This is a genomic window from Flavobacterium fragile (genome assembly GCF_023634865.1).
In the GTDB taxonomy this organism is placed as follows: Bacteria; Bacteroidota; Bacteroidia; order Flavobacteriales; family Flavobacteriaceae; genus Flavobacterium; species Flavobacterium fragile.
The window spans coordinates 15,818-31,147 of the sequence record NZ_JAMLJN010000007.1; the positions used below are offsets into that span (position 1 = coordinate 15,818).

Here is a 15,330-nt window from a genome sequence, read left to right on the forward strand (position 1 = left end):
TTATCTAATCACTGTAATAGTTCCTTTTTTTATTGTTGAGCTGTTTTCAGTTATGGTATAATAATACACTATATTTTTGTTTGAAATTACATCTGTTTCAGTAGGCCAATTATTTTGATACGACCTTGTCTGCATTACTTTTTTTCCAGTATTATCATAAATAGTAATCTCTACATTTTCGTTTAAATATCTTGAAGGTAATTTCCATAAATCATTTAAATTGTCATTGTTAGGAGATACAATATTAGGTATTGATTCAACATTGTTTTCAATTACTGTTACAATAAAAATTTTTGATATTGTACAATTTTCAACAGTTGCATGTAAAGTATATATTCCTCCCTGTGAAACTAAAATAGAATTAGAAGTTGAAATAATATTATTATCATATTCCCAAGAATAACTGTCTGCATTGTTGGCTTCAATCAAGATAGATTCTCCTTCATTGATAGATATATTGTTGTTTTGATTTACATTTATGATATTTTCATCAAGTTGGTTTATTGCAATAGTGTTTGAGGTAAAGCTACAGTTTTCATAATTTACAACTAAATAATAACTCCCTGCTTGAGTAACTTGAAGAGTTTGACCATTTCCAATAATTGCTGAATTATTAGTAGAGTACCATTCATAATTAGCAGAAGCTTCATTGAAATTGCTGCTTAGCGTTACAGTAGAATTTGATGAACATAACATCCCGTCTGCAGAAATGTTTAAATCTGTTATCGCTGGAAAAAGAATGTCGACGCTGTTTGTTATAATGGATCCAAAACCTGGCATCGTTATTTGTAAACTATAATTTCCGTTTTGATTATATTGATTAAGTATTAATTGTATTGTGTTTCCATCTGGTATAGGCACTCCATTTTTTAACCACTGATAAGTATATCCTAATGAATTACCAAGTAAATTGAAATCCCCAAAAGGAGAAAAAGCCATAAATGAATTGATATTTAAAGTTGTTGAAGTACTACTACACGATTGATAGTTGTTATCTGTTGATATCGTTGCTACAATACTATTTGGATAAACCAATTCAAACGAAACTTCTTTTGAAAATATACAATTTTGAGTTTGTTCAATTACTACTTTGTAAAGACCTGTTTCGGTCGCTGTATACGTTAAGCTGTTTTCACCAGATAGTAAAATGTTATTTCTGTACCAATATATTTGTCCATTAAGAGCAGTTGTAGCAACACTTAAATTTTTTGTGCCGCCAGGTAAAAGGTAATCTTGTAATGCAGTTAATGGAGTTATAGTAAAATCGTATAGAGTTAATGTAAAAGGAGCAGATGATATTTCGCAATTTCCTTGCGAAATCTTTACTGTGTAAACTCCCTCATTTAAAGTATTTAGATTTGGCGTTTCAGCTCCAGAAATTTCATTTCCGTTCAAATACCATTTGTAGTTATAATTTGGGTTATTGACTGAACTAGTTAGTGTTACATTTGAATTAGGGCATAGAGAATTCGAACTTGTAATGATAGGAGTTGATGTTGTAAATAAAGTAATTGTGATAGCGTTTGAAATTTCAGCGCCAATTCCTGGAATAGTAACTTGTAATTGATAATTACCATTTTCAGTGTCAGAATTTAAAATTAAGAATTCTGAATTTGCTCCCGCAACAGCCACACCGTTCTTTAACCATTGATAAGAAAAATTAGAAGAACTTGGGATAGAAATTAAATTAGAATTTATAATTGTGGATAAATTATCTAATCTTAAAGTTACAGGGTTGTTTTGACATGATGTGTATGGGTTTTCAATAGCAATAGTAGCTGTAAAATCTGAAGGGTACTCTACAAGAAACGCCATCTCAATTTCAGTATTACATTCGTCAGCTTGTATTACTCTTACTTTGTAATTACCTGGAGTGTTAACCAGTATTGAATTTGATGTCAATGAAGGGTCAATAATGTTGTTAAAATACCAAATATAGGTTGGATTTACAGCGTTTGTGTTGATAAATAAATTTGCTGATTCTCCTGGAATTATCGTATTTGAAGAATTAGAACTACTTATTACATCTAACACCCCTAAAGTTAAAGCAATTGGATTGGAGGTTATACTGCAATTTCCAAAGGTTATAATTAAGGAATAAATACCTTCAGCATTAGCTATAAGACTTGGTGAATTAGCCCCTGTAATTGTTTGGTTATTTAAAAACCATTGATAGTTATAAGTACTATCTGTTATTGAACTTAGAATAGTAACTTGAGAAGTTGTGTTACAAAGCGTTCCGTTTGGTGTTATGACTAATGAGTTGAAACTAGACAATTCAACCCCAATGTTATTTGATTCTCGTGTTCCTAAATCAGGAATTTGAACACTTAAATGATAATTTCCATTTTCAGAGGCATTTGCAATAGTATAAGAGTTTGAATTGGCATTGGCTATCTGAACATTATCTTTAAACCATTGATAAACAAATGAGCTGTTGTTTGGAATTGTAGTGTTGTTGCCATTAATATCAGTTGTTATGCTTTCTATGGTTAATGTAATTGGAGTGTTTTGACAAGTATTGTAATTTAAAGATTCAATTGTGACTGTAAAATCCGTTGGATAAATAACATTGAAAATTAATTCCACTTCATTATAACAACTAGTGTTTTCAGATACGATAACTTTATATGTTCCTGGAGAAATTACACTTAAAGTTGCCTCTGTTGCATTATTTATTAAAACATCGTTAACGTACCAGGAATATTGTGGATTAGTCGCTGTTGTGGCAATTTGTAATATTTCGGCTTGTCCAGGTATTAAAGTTAAGTTCGTATTGGAATGGCTAATTATTGTAATTTGATCGATTTCTAAAGGAAGTACATTAGAATTCACAGAGCAAGTTCCACTGAAAATAGTTAGTTGATAATTCCCTTCAATTGATGCGGTATATGTTGAATTTGTAGCGCCTGTAATTGCATTTCCATCAATATACCATTGATAAGAGTAAGAGCTGTCTACAATCGAGGAAGATAATATTACATTGCTTCCTAAGCATAGCTCCCTGTCTTTTGAAATTAGCACATTTCCAATGTTTAATCCTATTGTAATTTCATTTGAATAAATTGTCGTTAAGTTTGGATAAGAAATAGCTAGTTTGTATACACCATTTTCAGTTGCATTGTTCAAGGTTAAAGAGCTTTGATTGGCTCCTGATACCGGTAAATCATCTTTATACCATTGCAATGAATAAATTGACGATGATGAAAGTAAGTCAATTATTGTATTGTCTATTGTAGTTTCAAATGAAGATAAACTTATAGTTGTTAAATTGCTTTGGCATGGTGAATAATTTGAAGATGCAGCTATGATTGCTTCAAAAGAATTTGGATAAGTTACCGAAATAGATGCTGAATTTGTAATAGCACATGGAGTGGTTTCTGATGCCGAAATCGTGTAGTTTCCAATATTATTAATTACTAAATTTGAGTTTGTGGCTCCTGATATTGGGTTTCCATTCAAATTCCATTGTAGTTGAGGGCTAAGAGCAGTATTTTGTGATGTTAAAGTTTCTGATTGTCCAGGTAGAATTATTAATGGTGAAGGATTGTCAATGGTTATCGAAAAGTCATAATCATCTAACGTAATAAAGTTAGAATCATAAAAACAACCATTACTTCCTATACTTAAATGATATACGCCTTCAGAAGTTGCGGTAAACGATGATCCAGAAGCATTTATGATTTCATTGTTGTCTTTATACCATTTGTAAATGTAGTTCGCACTCTGAATATTGCTGGTTAATACAACTGTTTGGTTTGGGCATAAAACTGTATTTGAGGCTGAGATTTGGGGAGTCAGCTCAGGGTCATATTGAAATTGAACGATATTTGAATAGGAGTTCATCATACAAGAACCATAGTCAACAATAGAATAATAACTACCGGGTTCATTAATAATTATTGTGGGTCCATTTTCTCCTACAATTTCAACATAATCTTTATACCATTTATAAGTCAAATTAGGATAAAATAATGGGGAATTTGAGTTGCCTGTGTTGTCAATACTCAATTGATATGTTTCTCCAGAACATAAAAATACCATTCCTGCATTTGAATTAATAGAATATGGTTGATTGTGAATGGCATAATAAGCAGGAAATAAATTACTTGGGTTGCTAATTTTTACAGGACTAGTACTTCTAACTCTAATTCTATAGTTTTCTCCATATGTGTTGTTAGGTAAATTAAAATTACTGCTTACGGGTGAAGTTCTATTAGTAAGGGTTTTTACAATTGTTGGATTTGAAAAACTACCATTAGCATCAGAGAGTTCAACTATAAATTCGTTATTAATACCAAGATTTTGAACAGGGTAAAAAGAAAATGAAAAATTAAATGAATTAAAACTCGATGAAGCACAAGCTTGAGTAAATCCAATTGTGGGTTGATTTATATAAAAGGTCTGAGAAATGCTAATAAAGGGTAAGAGTAATAGAGTCAAAAATGTAACTCTCCACAATTTTGAGGAAAATGCAAGAGAATTAAAAATAAAGTTAGTTTTATAATTCACTAATATATTTTTTTGCTTTGTTCTTGTATCCTTTCATATACAACAAATTAGATAAAATCTATTTGTTTATACATTCAAATTTACTTTTTTATAAATTCAAATCAAAGCAAAAATGTATTTCGACCGATTTTTTAACATTTTAACGATGGTTATTTAATCTAATTTTTCTTGGTTTTAAAGATTAAAACTACTGTTTTTCCGATTTTTATCAGACCTTTTCAAAAGAGAAAATTTAACATTTTGTTTACATTCCAGGCATTTGTTTTTTTCATTTCATTTAATGTTTTATATTTGAAAAAATTAAATTAAAAACTATGAAAAAGAAAATATTTGTTGCTAGCTTGTTTAGTGCTTTTTTGTTGATATCATGTAAAAAAGAAGAAGAAGTTCAACAGCCTGTTGAAGCAAAAGAAGAAACACAGCCATTTTCTGGAGAAGAATGGTTAAAACAAAGGGTTAGTGTTGCTCAGCCATCACAACAACAGCAACCTGTTCAACAAACCCAACAAGGGGTTCAAACTCAAACTCAAACTCCTCCTGGAATGAATCCTCCTCACGGACAACCTGGTCACAGATGTGATATAGCTGTTGGTGCTCCTTTAAATTCTAAGCCAGCACAGAATAATCAGCCTCAAGCAGCGCAAGTTGTAAATACTAAACCATCTGAACAGCCTGTAATGAAGGTGAATACTTCTAATGGTTCAACGACTATTGTAGGAACTTCAACTCCTCCAGGGATGAATCCTCCTCATGGACAAGAAGGGCATCGTTGTGATATAGCTGTTGGAGCTCCACTACCAAAAGAATAAATTATTTTTGAAGTAATTTTTGGTTTACAGTTCCAGAAGCAATCCAAGAAGAAATTATACCTAAAACAATTATTGTCATTATTACGATTACCATGTTTTCCCACTCAAAAAGAACAGGGTAAGGCATGGTAGGAGTAATCATGATGAAAGAATAGTGTTGTTGTAATAAGATTATTACATTTGCCATGGCAAGGCCTATGAACAAGCCAAACATAGTGATGATAATACCCTGCATGAAAAATATGGATCGTATTGAAGTCTGAGTTAATCCGATATTATATAATGTTTTCAGATTTTCTTTCTTATCAATAATAATCATTACTATCGATCCTGCTAAACAAAAGAGCGTGAGTATTACGACTAATGTGCTAAATAAGTAAATGAATAAATTTTCAGATTGAAGCATTTTGTAAAGTGATTCGTTCAATTGTGCTCTGTTTTTTATTCTAATTTTATCACCGAATATAGATTTTAAATCTTCTCTAACTTCATTTTCATTAGAATTTCGATTTAGTTTAATTTCAATAGTACTGACTTCATCGTTTCTTAATCCTAAAAATTGTCGAGCCAAATCAATTGAGCAAAAAACATATTTTCCATCTAATTCTTCATTAACAGAATAAATACCTAATGGAAATAATAGCATTTTATTAAATGCCTCTTCAGGATTTTCAATGTCGCCCTTTCCAGATTTTGGAACATAAGCTTCAAGAGCATTGTTATAATCCATTAGTCCAAGACCTAATTTTCTACTTATATCTGCACCAACTACGACATTCTCAGAATCAGACTCAAACCATTCGCCCACATATAAGTGATTTTTAAAATCAGTAATTTGATTGTAATTAGGATCAACTCCTTTTATGTGGGCAACTATTTCTTTGTTATCATATACAAAATAAACGCGTTCTTCAATTACTTTGCTGTATGATTTAATGTGAGTATTATTTTTTAGGGACTTATCTTGTTCGGTATTGACTGTAAAAGTTTTTCCTAAAGTAGTTTCAATTTGTAAATCAGGATCAGAAACATTCGCAAAATTTAGAGTGAATTCTCTTAATCCGCTAAAAACAGACAGAAATATAAAAAGCGCCATCGTACTTGCTATAATTCCAAGTGAAGCAATAGCTGTAATAATGTTGATTGCTTTGTTTTTACTGAATGTTACAGCATAACGCTTAGCTATGTAAAAGGAAAAATTCAAATTATGATTTCTTTCTTTTGTCTAATAAATCTCTGTTTATAATAGGATTTTCTTCACCCGATAATGCCTTGTCGATTTTCTCTATATAATCTAAACTGTCATCAATGTAGAAAATTAGGTTGGGAACTTTTCTAAGTTGGTTTTTAACTCTCAAGGCTAAATCATGCTTAATTAACGGGGAGTTGCTTTTGATAGCTTCTAAAATTTCTGCCCCTTTCTCAGATGGAAAAATGCTTAAATGCACTTTTGCAATAGACAAATCCGAAGTTACGTTTACTTTTGAAACCGAAATTACTAGATTATTAATGTTGTTTTTGCGAATTTCGCCCTGTAAAATCGAAACTAAGTCGTTTTGTAAAAGTGCTCCTATTTTTTTTTGTCTGTTTGTCTCCATGGGGCAAAAATACAAAAAAATCAACAAGCATAATCTATTTGTAATAATTAGGTTAATTTAGCTTTTAAAAGAAGCTTTTCTTAATTTTGTAAAAAATAAATATAATGAGAAAAATCGAACACATAGGCATAGCCGTAAAGAATTTAAATGAATCCAATTTGCTTTTTACTAAGTTATTTGGTCAGCCACCCTATAAAGAAGAAGAGGTAGCGAACGAAGGGGTAAAAACTTCATTTTTTATGAACGGCCCTAATAAAATAGAATTGCTTGAAGCTACAAATCCAGAAAGTCCTATTGCTAAGTTTTTAGAAAAAAAAGGAGAAGGAATCCATCATATAGCTTTTGATGTAGAGGATATCATTTCAGAAATTAAACGACTTAAAGACGAAGGATTTGTGGTTTTAAATGAAACTCCTAAAAAAGGTGCTGATAATAAATGGGTTGCGTTTTTGCATCCAAAAGGCACAAACGGAGTTTTAGTTGAGCTTTGCCAAGAAATTAAATAAAGTTAAAAAAAATCTTGCGTGCCATTAAAATTAGTCTTAATATTGCACTCCTAAAATGGTCCTATAGCTCAGTTGGTTAGAGCACCTGACTCATAATCAGGTGGTCCCTGGTTCGAGCCCAGGTGGGACCACTAAAAAAGGTTTCGAAATAACTTTTGAAACCTTTTTTTATTAAATATACTTTAAATTTTTTCTAGTAATTATGCTTTCAGTTTTAAAGTGTTTTTTGACACTATTATTTTCTGAGTTCGTTTAATCTACTCACATATTTTCCAATCACATCAAATTCTAAATTTACTATGGTTCCAACTTCGAATCTATTAAAGTTGGTGTGGTCAAAAGTATAAGGAATTATTGATACACTGAAAGAGTTTAGTCCAGAATTCACCACAGTTAAACTGGTTCCGTTTACGGTAATTGAACCTTTTTCTATAGTGATGTTGTTTAGAGAAGCGTCATATTCGAAAGTAAAAACCCAACTTCCATTTGCTTCTTTAATATTTGTGCAAATTCCTGTTTGGTCAACATGTCCTTGAACAATGTGTCCGTCAAGTCTGTCTCCAAGTTTCATGGCGCGTTCTAAGTTTACGATATCTCCAGCTTTCCAAGTTCCGATTGAAGTCTTATCAATCGTTTCTTTGATAGCAGTTACAGTGTAATTTTTGTTTTCGATTTTCACTACCGTTAAACAAATGCCGTTATGAGCTACACTTTGGTCAATTTTTAATTCGTGAGTAATTTCGGATTCCACCGTTACATGTAGGTTTTCCTGATCTTTTTCGATTTCTTTTATAATTCCGAGGGTTTCTATAATTCCGGTAAACATAACTGATTTAATTTTACTAAATTTGCACATCAAAAGTAAGCAATAAATCACATTTGTTATGGTTAAAAAAGCAGAAAATATAATTGTTGGAATTTCAATTGGAGATTTAAATGGTATTGGAAGCGAAGTTATTTTGAAAACATTTGAAGATAACCGAATGTTAGAATTATGTACGCCAGTAATTTTTGCAAATGCTAAGATTGTTTCTTTTTTGAGAAAAGAATTGAATATCGATATTGCCATTCACGGAATTGATAAATTAGATCAGTTGGTTGTTGGAAAACTTAATGTGCTTAATGTTTGGCGTGAAGGAGTAAACTTAGAGTTAGGAAAAAATGATGATGTAGTAGGAAGTTACGCTATAAAATCATTCGTTGCGGCTACTAAAGCTTTAAAAGAAGGTTTCGTGGATGTTTTAGTAACTGCTCCTATTAACAAATATAATGTTCAATCTGAAGAATTTAAATTTCCTGGACATACCGATTATTTGGATAAAGAGTTGGAAGGAGATGCTTTAATGTTAATGGTACACGATGATTTACGTGTTGGTTTACTTACCGATCATGTTCCCGTAAATGAAGTGGCAAAACATTTGAATGAGAAATTGATTTCGAGTAAAATCAAAACAATCATCCAAACGTTAAAGCAAGATTTTGAAATTGAAAAACCAAAAGTAGCGGTTTTAGGTCTGAATCCTCACTCGGGTGACAATGGAGTTATTGGTCAGGAAGAAGAGAAAATTATTAAGCCTACATTAAAAAAATTATTCGAAGCCGGAAATATGGTTTTCGGACCTTTTCCAGCAGATGGATTTTTTGGTTCGGCACAATATGAAAAATATGATGCAGTAATTGCAACATATCACGATCAAGGATTAATTCCGTTCAAAACCTTGTCGTTTGGCAATGGAGTAAATTATACGGCTGGATTAAATAAAATTAGAACTTCTCCCGATCACGGAACTGCTTATGAAATTGCAGGCAAAGGAGTGGCTAATCACGAGTCATTTAAAGAGGCAGTTTATTTAGCGATTGATATTTTTAAGAAAAGAAATGACTATCAAGAGCTGATAAAGAACCCTTTAAAAACAAAAGAAAAACAGTTATAAACAAAAAAATGTTTACAACTAGTTTGAATTTATAAATATTTTATATCTTTGCACACCTTTTAAAAAGGTAAAACTGTTGTTATGAACAATTTAAAAGAATATTTAATTCCATTTGTGGGGTTAAAAATAGGGAAGCATCAGTTTGATTATCAAATAGATAATACGTTCTTTAAAAACTTTGATTACAACGAATTTAATGACGTTTCAGTCAAAGTAGATATTGTTTTAGAGAAGAAAAGCACTATGCTAGAGCTTGATTTTAAACACAAAGGAACTGTAAATGTACCTTGTGATGTTTCAGGTGAAGAGTTTGATTTGCCAATAAAAGGAAAATTAAAACTTTTAGTTAAGTTTGGAGATGCCTTTAATGATGAAAATGAGGAGTTGCTCGTTTTACCTCATGGCGAATTTCAAGTAAATGTAGCACAGTATATTTATGAGTCCATCATATTATCAGTGCCGTTACGAAGAATACATCCTGGTGTTAAAGATGGTTCGCTGTCAGATGTAATTCAAAAATTAGAATCGCTTTCTCCAAAAGAAAACAAGAAAGAAGAACAACAAAATAATGATATTGACCCTAGATGGGAGAATTTAAAAAAACTATTAACGGATAAATAAATAGAACAATGGCACATCCTAAGAGAAGACAGTCGTCTACAAGAAGAGATAAAAGAAGAACGCATTACAAAGCAACAGTTGCTCAAATTGCTACTTGTCCTGTAACTGGTGAAGCTCACTTATACCACAGAGCTTACTGGCATGAAGGTAAAATGTACTACAGAGGTCAAGTTGTAATTGACAAAAACGAAGCTGTAGCATAATTGCTTTTAAAAAAATAGAGAAAACTCTCACATAGTGAGAGTTTTTTTGTTAAATACCTATTTGTACTTGCAATAATGCAAATTACATAGGATTCGTTTGAAATTTTTTTTGTAATTTCCACCACTTTTTGAACTTGAAAATTCAGAAAGAAAAATTAATCGAAGATGAATAAAATAACAGCAGCAATTACGGCAGTAGGTTCTTATGTGCCTGATTATGTTTTGTCGAATGAAGTGTTAGAAACATTAGTGGATACTAATGATGAATGGATTACCACTCGCACCGGAATTAAAGAAAGAAGGTTGTTGAAAGAAGAAGGTAAAGGAACTTCTTTTATGGCGATAAAAGCCGCACAAAATTTATTAGAAAAAGCCAATTTAGATCCTAAAGATATCGATTTAGTGATTATGGCTACTGCAACTCCAGACATGCCTGTGGCTTCAACAGGAGTTTTTGTTGCAACGGAAATTGGAGCAACAAATGCTTTTGCATTCGATTTACAAGCAGCTTGTTCTAGTTTTCTTTACGGAATGTCAGTTGCTTCTGCATATATCACATCAGGAAAATACAAAAAAGTTTTATTAATAGGTTCAGATAAAATGTCATCGATTATCGATTACACAGACCGAGCTACTTGTATAATTTTTGGAGATGGAGCAGGAGCGGTTTTGTTTGAACCTAATACAGAAGGATTAGGTCTTCAAGATGAAATCTTAAAAAGTGATGGAATTGGAAGAGAATTCTTAAAAATTGAAGCAGGCGGTTCTATTTTGCCTCCTTCAGAAGAAACTGTAAAAAACAAACAACATTTTGTTTTCCAAGACGGAAAAACCGTTTTCAAATATGCTGTTTCTGGCATGGCCGATGTAAGTGAAAAAATCATGGAACGCAACAATTTGTCACATGATGATATCAATTGGTTAGTGGCACATCAAGCTAACAGAAGAATTATCGATGCCACTGCAAATCGTATGGGATTAGACGAATCTAAAGTCTTAATCAACATTCAAAAATACGGAAATACTACTTCGGCAACCCTACCTTTATTATTATCAGATTTCGAAAACCAATTGAAAAAAGGAGATAACATTATCTTTGCAGCTTTTGGAGGTGGATTCACATGGGGTGCTATCTATTTAAAGTGGGCTTATACTAAATAATAACAAACTAAACTAAATCAAATATTATGGATATTAGAGAGATTCAAAACCTAATCAAATTTGTAGCAAAATCAGGCGCTACAGAAGTAAAATTAGAAATGGACGATTTTAAAATCACCATAAAAACTACTGCTGAAGGTGTAGAAGGTACAACTACATACGTACAACAAATGCCTATGCATGCGGCTCCTCAAATGGTAGCAGCACCAGTTGTAGCAGATGCGCCAGCATCAACTTCATCAACAGATGATAATTCAAAATATATTACAGTAAAATCACCAATTATTGGTACTTTCTATAGAAAACCAGCTCCAGACAAACCTATGTTTGTTGAGGTAGGTTCAACAATTGGAAAAGGAGATGTACTTTGTGTAATTGAAGCAATGAAATTATTCAATGAAATCGAATCTGAAGTATCTGGAAAAATCGTAAAAGTTTTAGTAGACGATGCTTCACCAGTTGAGTTTGATCAACCATTATTCTTAGTTGATCCATCTTAATAAAGTTAGAAGTTAGAAATTTGAATTTAGAAGTATTCAACTTTTCTAAATTCTAAATTCTAAATTAAGAATGGTCTAATTATCTAATTATAAAAGTACATGTTTAAAAAAATATTAATTGCCAACAGAGGGGAAATTGCGCTTCGTGTAATTAGAACCTGTAGAGAAATGGGCATCAAAACGGTTGCTGTTTATTCTACTGTAGATGCGGATAGTTTACATGTGAAGTTTGCAGATGAAGCCGTTTGTATTGGTCCAGCTCCAAGTAATTTGTCATATTTAAAAATGTCAAATATCATTGCAGCAGCAGAAATTACGAATGCAGATGCAATTCACCCAGGATACGGATTCTTGTCAGAAAATGCTAAGTTTTCAAAAATTTGTCAAGAGCACGGAATCAAGTTTATTGGTGCCTCTCCTGAAATGATTGAAAAAATGGGAGACAAAGCAACAGCAAAATCAACGATGATTGAAGCTGGAGTTCCTTGTGTTCCAGGTTCTGAAGGGATTTTAGAATCTTTAGAACAAGCAAAAAAAGTAGCAAAAGAAATCGGTTACCCGGTTATGATGAAAGCTACAGCTGGTGGTGGTGGTAAAGGGATGCGTGCTATTTGGAAAGAAGAAGAACTTGAAAAAGCTTGGGAAAGTGCACGTCAAGAAGCTGCTGCAGCATTCGGGAATGATGGTATGTACATGGAAAAACTGATTGAAGAACCACGTCATATCGAAATTCAAGTTGTTGGAGATTCTTTCGGAAAAGCATGTCACTTATCAGAAAGAGATTGTTCAGTTCAACGTCGTCACCAAAAATTAACTGAGGAAACTCCATCACCATTCATGACAGATGAATTACGTGAAAAAATGGGAACAGCAGCGGTTAAAGCAGCAGAGTACATCAAATATGAAGGTGCTGGAACAGTTGAGTTCTTAGTGGATAAACACAGAAATTTCTACTTCATGGAAATGAATACTCGTATTCAAGTTGAGCACCCAATTACTGAGCAAGTAATCGATTACGATTTAATTCGTGAGCAAATTTTAGTTGCGGCTGGTGTGCCAATTTCTGGTAAAAACTACTATCCACAATTACACTCAATAGAATGTCGTATTAACGCAGAAGATCCGTATAACGATTTCCGCCCTTCGCCAGGTAAAATTACGGTTTTACACGCACCAGGAGGACACGGAGTGCGTTTAGATACGCATGTTTATGCTGGATATACTATTCCGCCAAATTATGACTCTATGATCGCTAAGTTGATTACAACTGCTCAAACACGAGAAGAGGCAATTGCTAAAATGAAGCGCGCTTTAGATGAGTTCGTAATTGAAGGAATCAAAACAACAATTCCTTTCCACAGACAATTAATGGACGAACCCGATTATGTGGCTGGAAATTATACCACAAAATTCATGGAATCTTTTGTAATGAAAGAAGTGGAATAAAGAATAATAAAAAAGCGATTTCAATTTTGAAATCGCTTTTTTTATGAATTTATTTTTGGTTTGATTATAAAGTTTCTTTCAACCAACCAAAGAATTCTCTTTGCCAAACCAACGCATTTTGAGGTTTTAATACCCAATGGTTTTCATCTGGGAACAATAAGAATTTACTTTTAATTCCTTTTAATTGCGCCGCTTGAAAAGCTTCTTGTCCTTGTCCAATTGGTACACGGTAATCTTTCCCGCCTTGGATAATTAAAATTGGTGTATTCCAATTGTTAATTAACTTAATAGGATTGAATTCGTTATATGTTTTTTGAGCAGTAGCATTATCTTTTTCCCAATATGCACCACCAGAATCCCAATTCGTAAAGAACACTTCTTCTGTAGTTCCGTACATACTTTCTGTATTGAAAATACCACAGTGCGAAATGAAGGTTTTGAAACGATTTTTATGAATTCCAGCTAATTGAAATACAGAATAACCTCCGTAGCTAGCACCCACAGCACCTAAACGCGTTTTGTCTACGTACGATTCTTTGGCAACATCATCAATTGCTGCTAAGTAATCATCCATAACTTGTCCGCCCCAATCTCCTGAAATTTGTTCGTTCCAAGCCGTTCCGTGTCCTGGCATTCCTCTACGGTTTGGTGCTACAATTACATAACCTTGCGAAGCCATCAATTGGAAATTCCAACGGAAAGAATACGATTGTGTCAAAGCACTTTGTGGTCCACCTTGGCAGTATAAAAGCGCTGGATATTTTTTAGTTTTATCAAAATTTGGAGGTAAAATCACCCAAACCAACATCTTTTTACCATCGGTAGTTGTAACCCAACGTTTTTCTGTTTTACAAGAAGCGATTTTAGTGTAAGCTTCATCATTTACTTTCGTTATTTGCTTCCAAGTTTTCTTAGCTAAATCATACGAATATACTTCCGGAGCATGATTCATATCATTTCGACTTACTAAAACCGAAGTTCCTGAAAAACCAACAATCGCATTCACATCAAAATCACCATCGGTAATTTGATTTACCTCAAATGAAATCTTTTTATATCCTTGAAATTCAATAAAAAATAATTGTTTTGTTCCTTTTATCGGTGCAATGAAATACACTCTTTTTCCATCTTTACTCCAAGAAAAACTGTCAACTGTTCCGTCCCAATTTGAAGTGATATTTAAATCTTGTCCTTTATGACGAACGATAATATCGTTTTTGTCTGCTTCATAACCATCACGTTTCATTTGTAACCAAGATAAATCCCCTTTTGGAGAAAAAATCGGATGGGTGTCATAACCTAAATTAGTTTCAGTGAGGTTTTTTGTGGTTTTTGTAGCTAAATCATATTCGTATAAATCGGTGTTGGTGCTGGTTGCATAAGCTGTTCCGGCTTTCTTTTTACAAACATAGATGATTTTGGTTCCATCAGGCGACCAAATGTAATCTTCATCACCGCCAAAAGGTTTTTGAGGGGCGTCATAAGGTTCGTTTGGCATAATGTCAACTCCAACCGCATCTTTTTTATTTTCTGAAAAGAAAACGTGGTTGTGTGTTCCGTCGTTCCAAGTATCCCAATGACGATAATCCAAGCCTGTATACACTTGGGCAGTAGTTTTGGATAATTCTGGATAAAGGTCTTTTCCTAATAATTTTTCTACCTTAACTTCTTTAGAAAATAGCAGAAATTTTCCATCTGGAGAAACATTTTTATCTGCCAACAATGATTTGTAATCTTCCACTAAAGTAGCTTTTCCTCCTTCAACAGGAATGGTGTAGATTTTAGAATTGATTTTATTTTCTTCGATAGAAGGTGTTCCGACTTTATAAACTAAAAGTTTTCCGTCTTTTGAAATTCCTAAGGGAGTAACTCTTCCCAATTGCCATAAAGTTTCGGGCGTTAGATTTTGTTGCGCTGCAGTGCTCATGCTTATCATGCTGAAAATGAGAAAAATGTATTTATTCATATTTGAAATATTTAAAACGAAGCTAAAAGTAGTCATTTTTCCAAAAAAAATCCCTATTTTCACAATCTTAAAAT

13 protein-coding genes and 1 tRNA gene are annotated in these 15,330 nt (G+C 32.7%); 9 read left to right on the top strand and 5 right to left on the bottom strand.

Annotated features, from left to right (window positions below; all coding sequences use genetic code 11):
* Nucleotides 1-4,443 carry a T9SS type B sorting domain-containing protein gene (locus NAT47_RS09170; protein ID WP_250582102.1) on the bottom strand — a complete coding sequence of 1,481 codons (4,443 nt, stop codon included), beginning with the start codon at nucleotides 4,441-4,443 and terminating at the stop codon, nucleotides 1-3.
* Nucleotides 4,444-4,826: 383 nt separating this feature from the next.
* Here NAT47_RS09170 and NAT47_RS09175 point away from each other — a divergent pair, with 383 nt between their 5' ends.
* Nucleotides 4,827-5,321 carry a hypothetical protein gene (locus NAT47_RS09175; RefSeq protein WP_250582103.1) on the top strand — a complete coding sequence of 165 codons (495 nt, stop codon included), beginning with the start codon at nucleotides 4,827-4,829 and terminating at the stop codon, nucleotides 5,319-5,321.
* A 1-nt stretch (nucleotide 5,322) separates the two neighbouring features.
* On the opposite strand, the gene NAT47_RS09180 is transcribed toward NAT47_RS09175, so the two are convergent.
* Complete coding sequence (locus tag NAT47_RS09180) at nucleotides 5,323-6,525, bottom strand: ABC transporter permease (RefSeq protein WP_250582104.1); 1,203 nt, start codon at nucleotides 6,523-6,525, stop codon at nucleotides 5,323-5,325.
* Nucleotide 6,526: 1 nt separating this feature from the next.
* Nucleotides 6,527-6,919 (bottom strand): 30S ribosome-binding factor RbfA, encoded by a 393-nt coding sequence (gene rbfA, locus NAT47_RS09185; protein ID WP_250582105.1) that lies wholly within the window; start codon nucleotides 6,917-6,919, stop codon nucleotides 6,527-6,529.
* A 104-nt stretch (nucleotides 6,920-7,023) separates the two neighbouring features.
* On the opposite strand from rbfA, the gene mce reads away from it, so the two are divergent.
* Nucleotides 7,024-7,425, top strand: a complete 402-nt coding sequence (gene mce / locus NAT47_RS09190) for a methylmalonyl-CoA epimerase (RefSeq protein ID WP_250582106.1) — start codon at nucleotides 7,024-7,026, stop codon at nucleotides 7,423-7,425.
* Nucleotides 7,426-7,482: 57 nt separating this feature from the next.
* Nucleotides 7,483-7,556 (top strand) — tRNA-Ile (locus NAT47_RS09195).
* A 104-nt stretch (nucleotides 7,557-7,660) separates the two neighbouring features.
* On the opposite strand, the gene NAT47_RS09200 is transcribed toward NAT47_RS09195, so the two are convergent.
* Nucleotides 7,661-8,251: a riboflavin synthase gene (locus tag NAT47_RS09200; protein ID WP_250582107.1), complete on the bottom strand. Its 591-nt coding sequence runs from the start codon at nucleotides 8,249-8,251 to the stop codon at nucleotides 7,661-7,663.
* 58 nt (nucleotides 8,252-8,309) lie between these two features.
* On the opposite strand from NAT47_RS09200, the gene pdxA reads away from it, so the two are divergent.
* The 6 genes from pdxA to accC all read left to right on the top strand — a co-directional run bounded on the left by pdxA (nucleotide 8,310) and on the right by accC (nucleotide 13,290).
* Nucleotides 8,310-9,359 carry a 4-hydroxythreonine-4-phosphate dehydrogenase PdxA gene (gene pdxA, locus NAT47_RS09205; protein WP_250582108.1) on the top strand — a complete coding sequence of 350 codons (1,050 nt, stop codon included), beginning with the start codon at nucleotides 8,310-8,312 and terminating at the stop codon, nucleotides 9,357-9,359.
* 81 nt (nucleotides 9,360-9,440) lie between these two features.
* A complete protein-coding gene (locus NAT47_RS09210; RefSeq protein WP_250582109.1) occupies nucleotides 9,441-9,980 on the top strand; it encodes a YceD family protein in 540 nt (179 codons plus the stop codon).
* 8 nt (nucleotides 9,981-9,988) lie between these two features.
* Nucleotides 9,989-10,183: a 50S ribosomal protein L32 gene (gene rpmF, locus NAT47_RS09215; RefSeq protein ID WP_250582110.1), complete on the top strand. Its 195-nt coding sequence runs from the start codon at nucleotides 9,989-9,991 to the stop codon at nucleotides 10,181-10,183.
* Between the two features lie 165 nt (nucleotides 10,184-10,348).
* A complete protein-coding gene (locus NAT47_RS09220; RefSeq protein WP_250582111.1) occupies nucleotides 10,349-11,344 on the top strand; it encodes a beta-ketoacyl-ACP synthase III in 996 nt (331 codons plus the stop codon).
* A gap of 26 nt (nucleotides 11,345-11,370) precedes the next feature.
* Nucleotides 11,371-11,844 (top strand): acetyl-CoA carboxylase biotin carboxyl carrier protein, encoded by a 474-nt coding sequence (gene accB, locus NAT47_RS09225; protein WP_250582112.1) that lies wholly within the window; start codon nucleotides 11,371-11,373, stop codon nucleotides 11,842-11,844.
* A 99-nt stretch (nucleotides 11,845-11,943) separates the two neighbouring features.
* Nucleotides 11,944-13,290: an acetyl-CoA carboxylase biotin carboxylase subunit gene (accC, locus tag NAT47_RS09230; RefSeq protein WP_250582113.1), complete on the top strand. Its 1,347-nt coding sequence runs from the start codon at nucleotides 11,944-11,946 to the stop codon at nucleotides 13,288-13,290.
* A gap of 64 nt (nucleotides 13,291-13,354) precedes the next feature.
* Here accC and NAT47_RS09235 read toward each other — a convergent pair whose 3' ends face one another.
* Entirely contained in the window at nucleotides 13,355-15,256 is a 1,902-nt protein-coding gene (locus NAT47_RS09235) for a S9 family peptidase (RefSeq protein ID WP_250582114.1), read from the bottom strand.
* Between the last annotated feature and the right edge of the window lie 74 nt (nucleotides 15,257-15,330).

Coding starts and splice junctions, on each gene's coding strand:
- NAT47_RS09175 (WP_250582103.1), top strand. CDS start 4,827: ATGAAAAAGAAAATATTTGTTGCTAGCTTGTTTAGTGCTTTTTTGTTG.
- rbfA (WP_250582105.1), bottom strand. CDS start 6,919: ATGGAGACAAACAGACAAAAAAAAATAGGAGCACTTTTACAAAACGAC.
- mce (WP_250582106.1), top strand. CDS start 7,024: ATGAGAAAAATCGAACACATAGGCATAGCCGTAAAGAATTTAAATGAA.
- NAT47_RS09200 (WP_250582107.1), bottom strand. CDS start 8,251: ATGTTTACCGGAATTATAGAAACCCTCGGAATTATAAAAGAAATCGAA.
- pdxA (WP_250582108.1), top strand. CDS start 8,310: ATGGTTAAAAAAGCAGAAAATATAATTGTTGGAATTTCAATTGGAGAT.
- NAT47_RS09210 (WP_250582109.1), top strand. CDS start 9,441: ATGAACAATTTAAAAGAATATTTAATTCCATTTGTGGGGTTAAAAATA.
- rpmF (WP_250582110.1), top strand. CDS start 9,989: ATGGCACATCCTAAGAGAAGACAGTCGTCTACAAGAAGAGATAAAAGA.
- NAT47_RS09220 (WP_250582111.1), top strand. CDS start 10,349: ATGAATAAAATAACAGCAGCAATTACGGCAGTAGGTTCTTATGTGCCT.
- accB (WP_250582112.1), top strand. CDS start 11,371: ATGGATATTAGAGAGATTCAAAACCTAATCAAATTTGTAGCAAAATCA.
- accC (WP_250582113.1), top strand. CDS start 11,944: ATGTTTAAAAAAATATTAATTGCCAACAGAGGGGAAATTGCGCTTCGT.
- NAT47_RS09235 (WP_250582114.1), bottom strand. CDS start 15,256: ATGAATAAATACATTTTTCTCATTTTCAGCATGATAAGCATGAGCACT.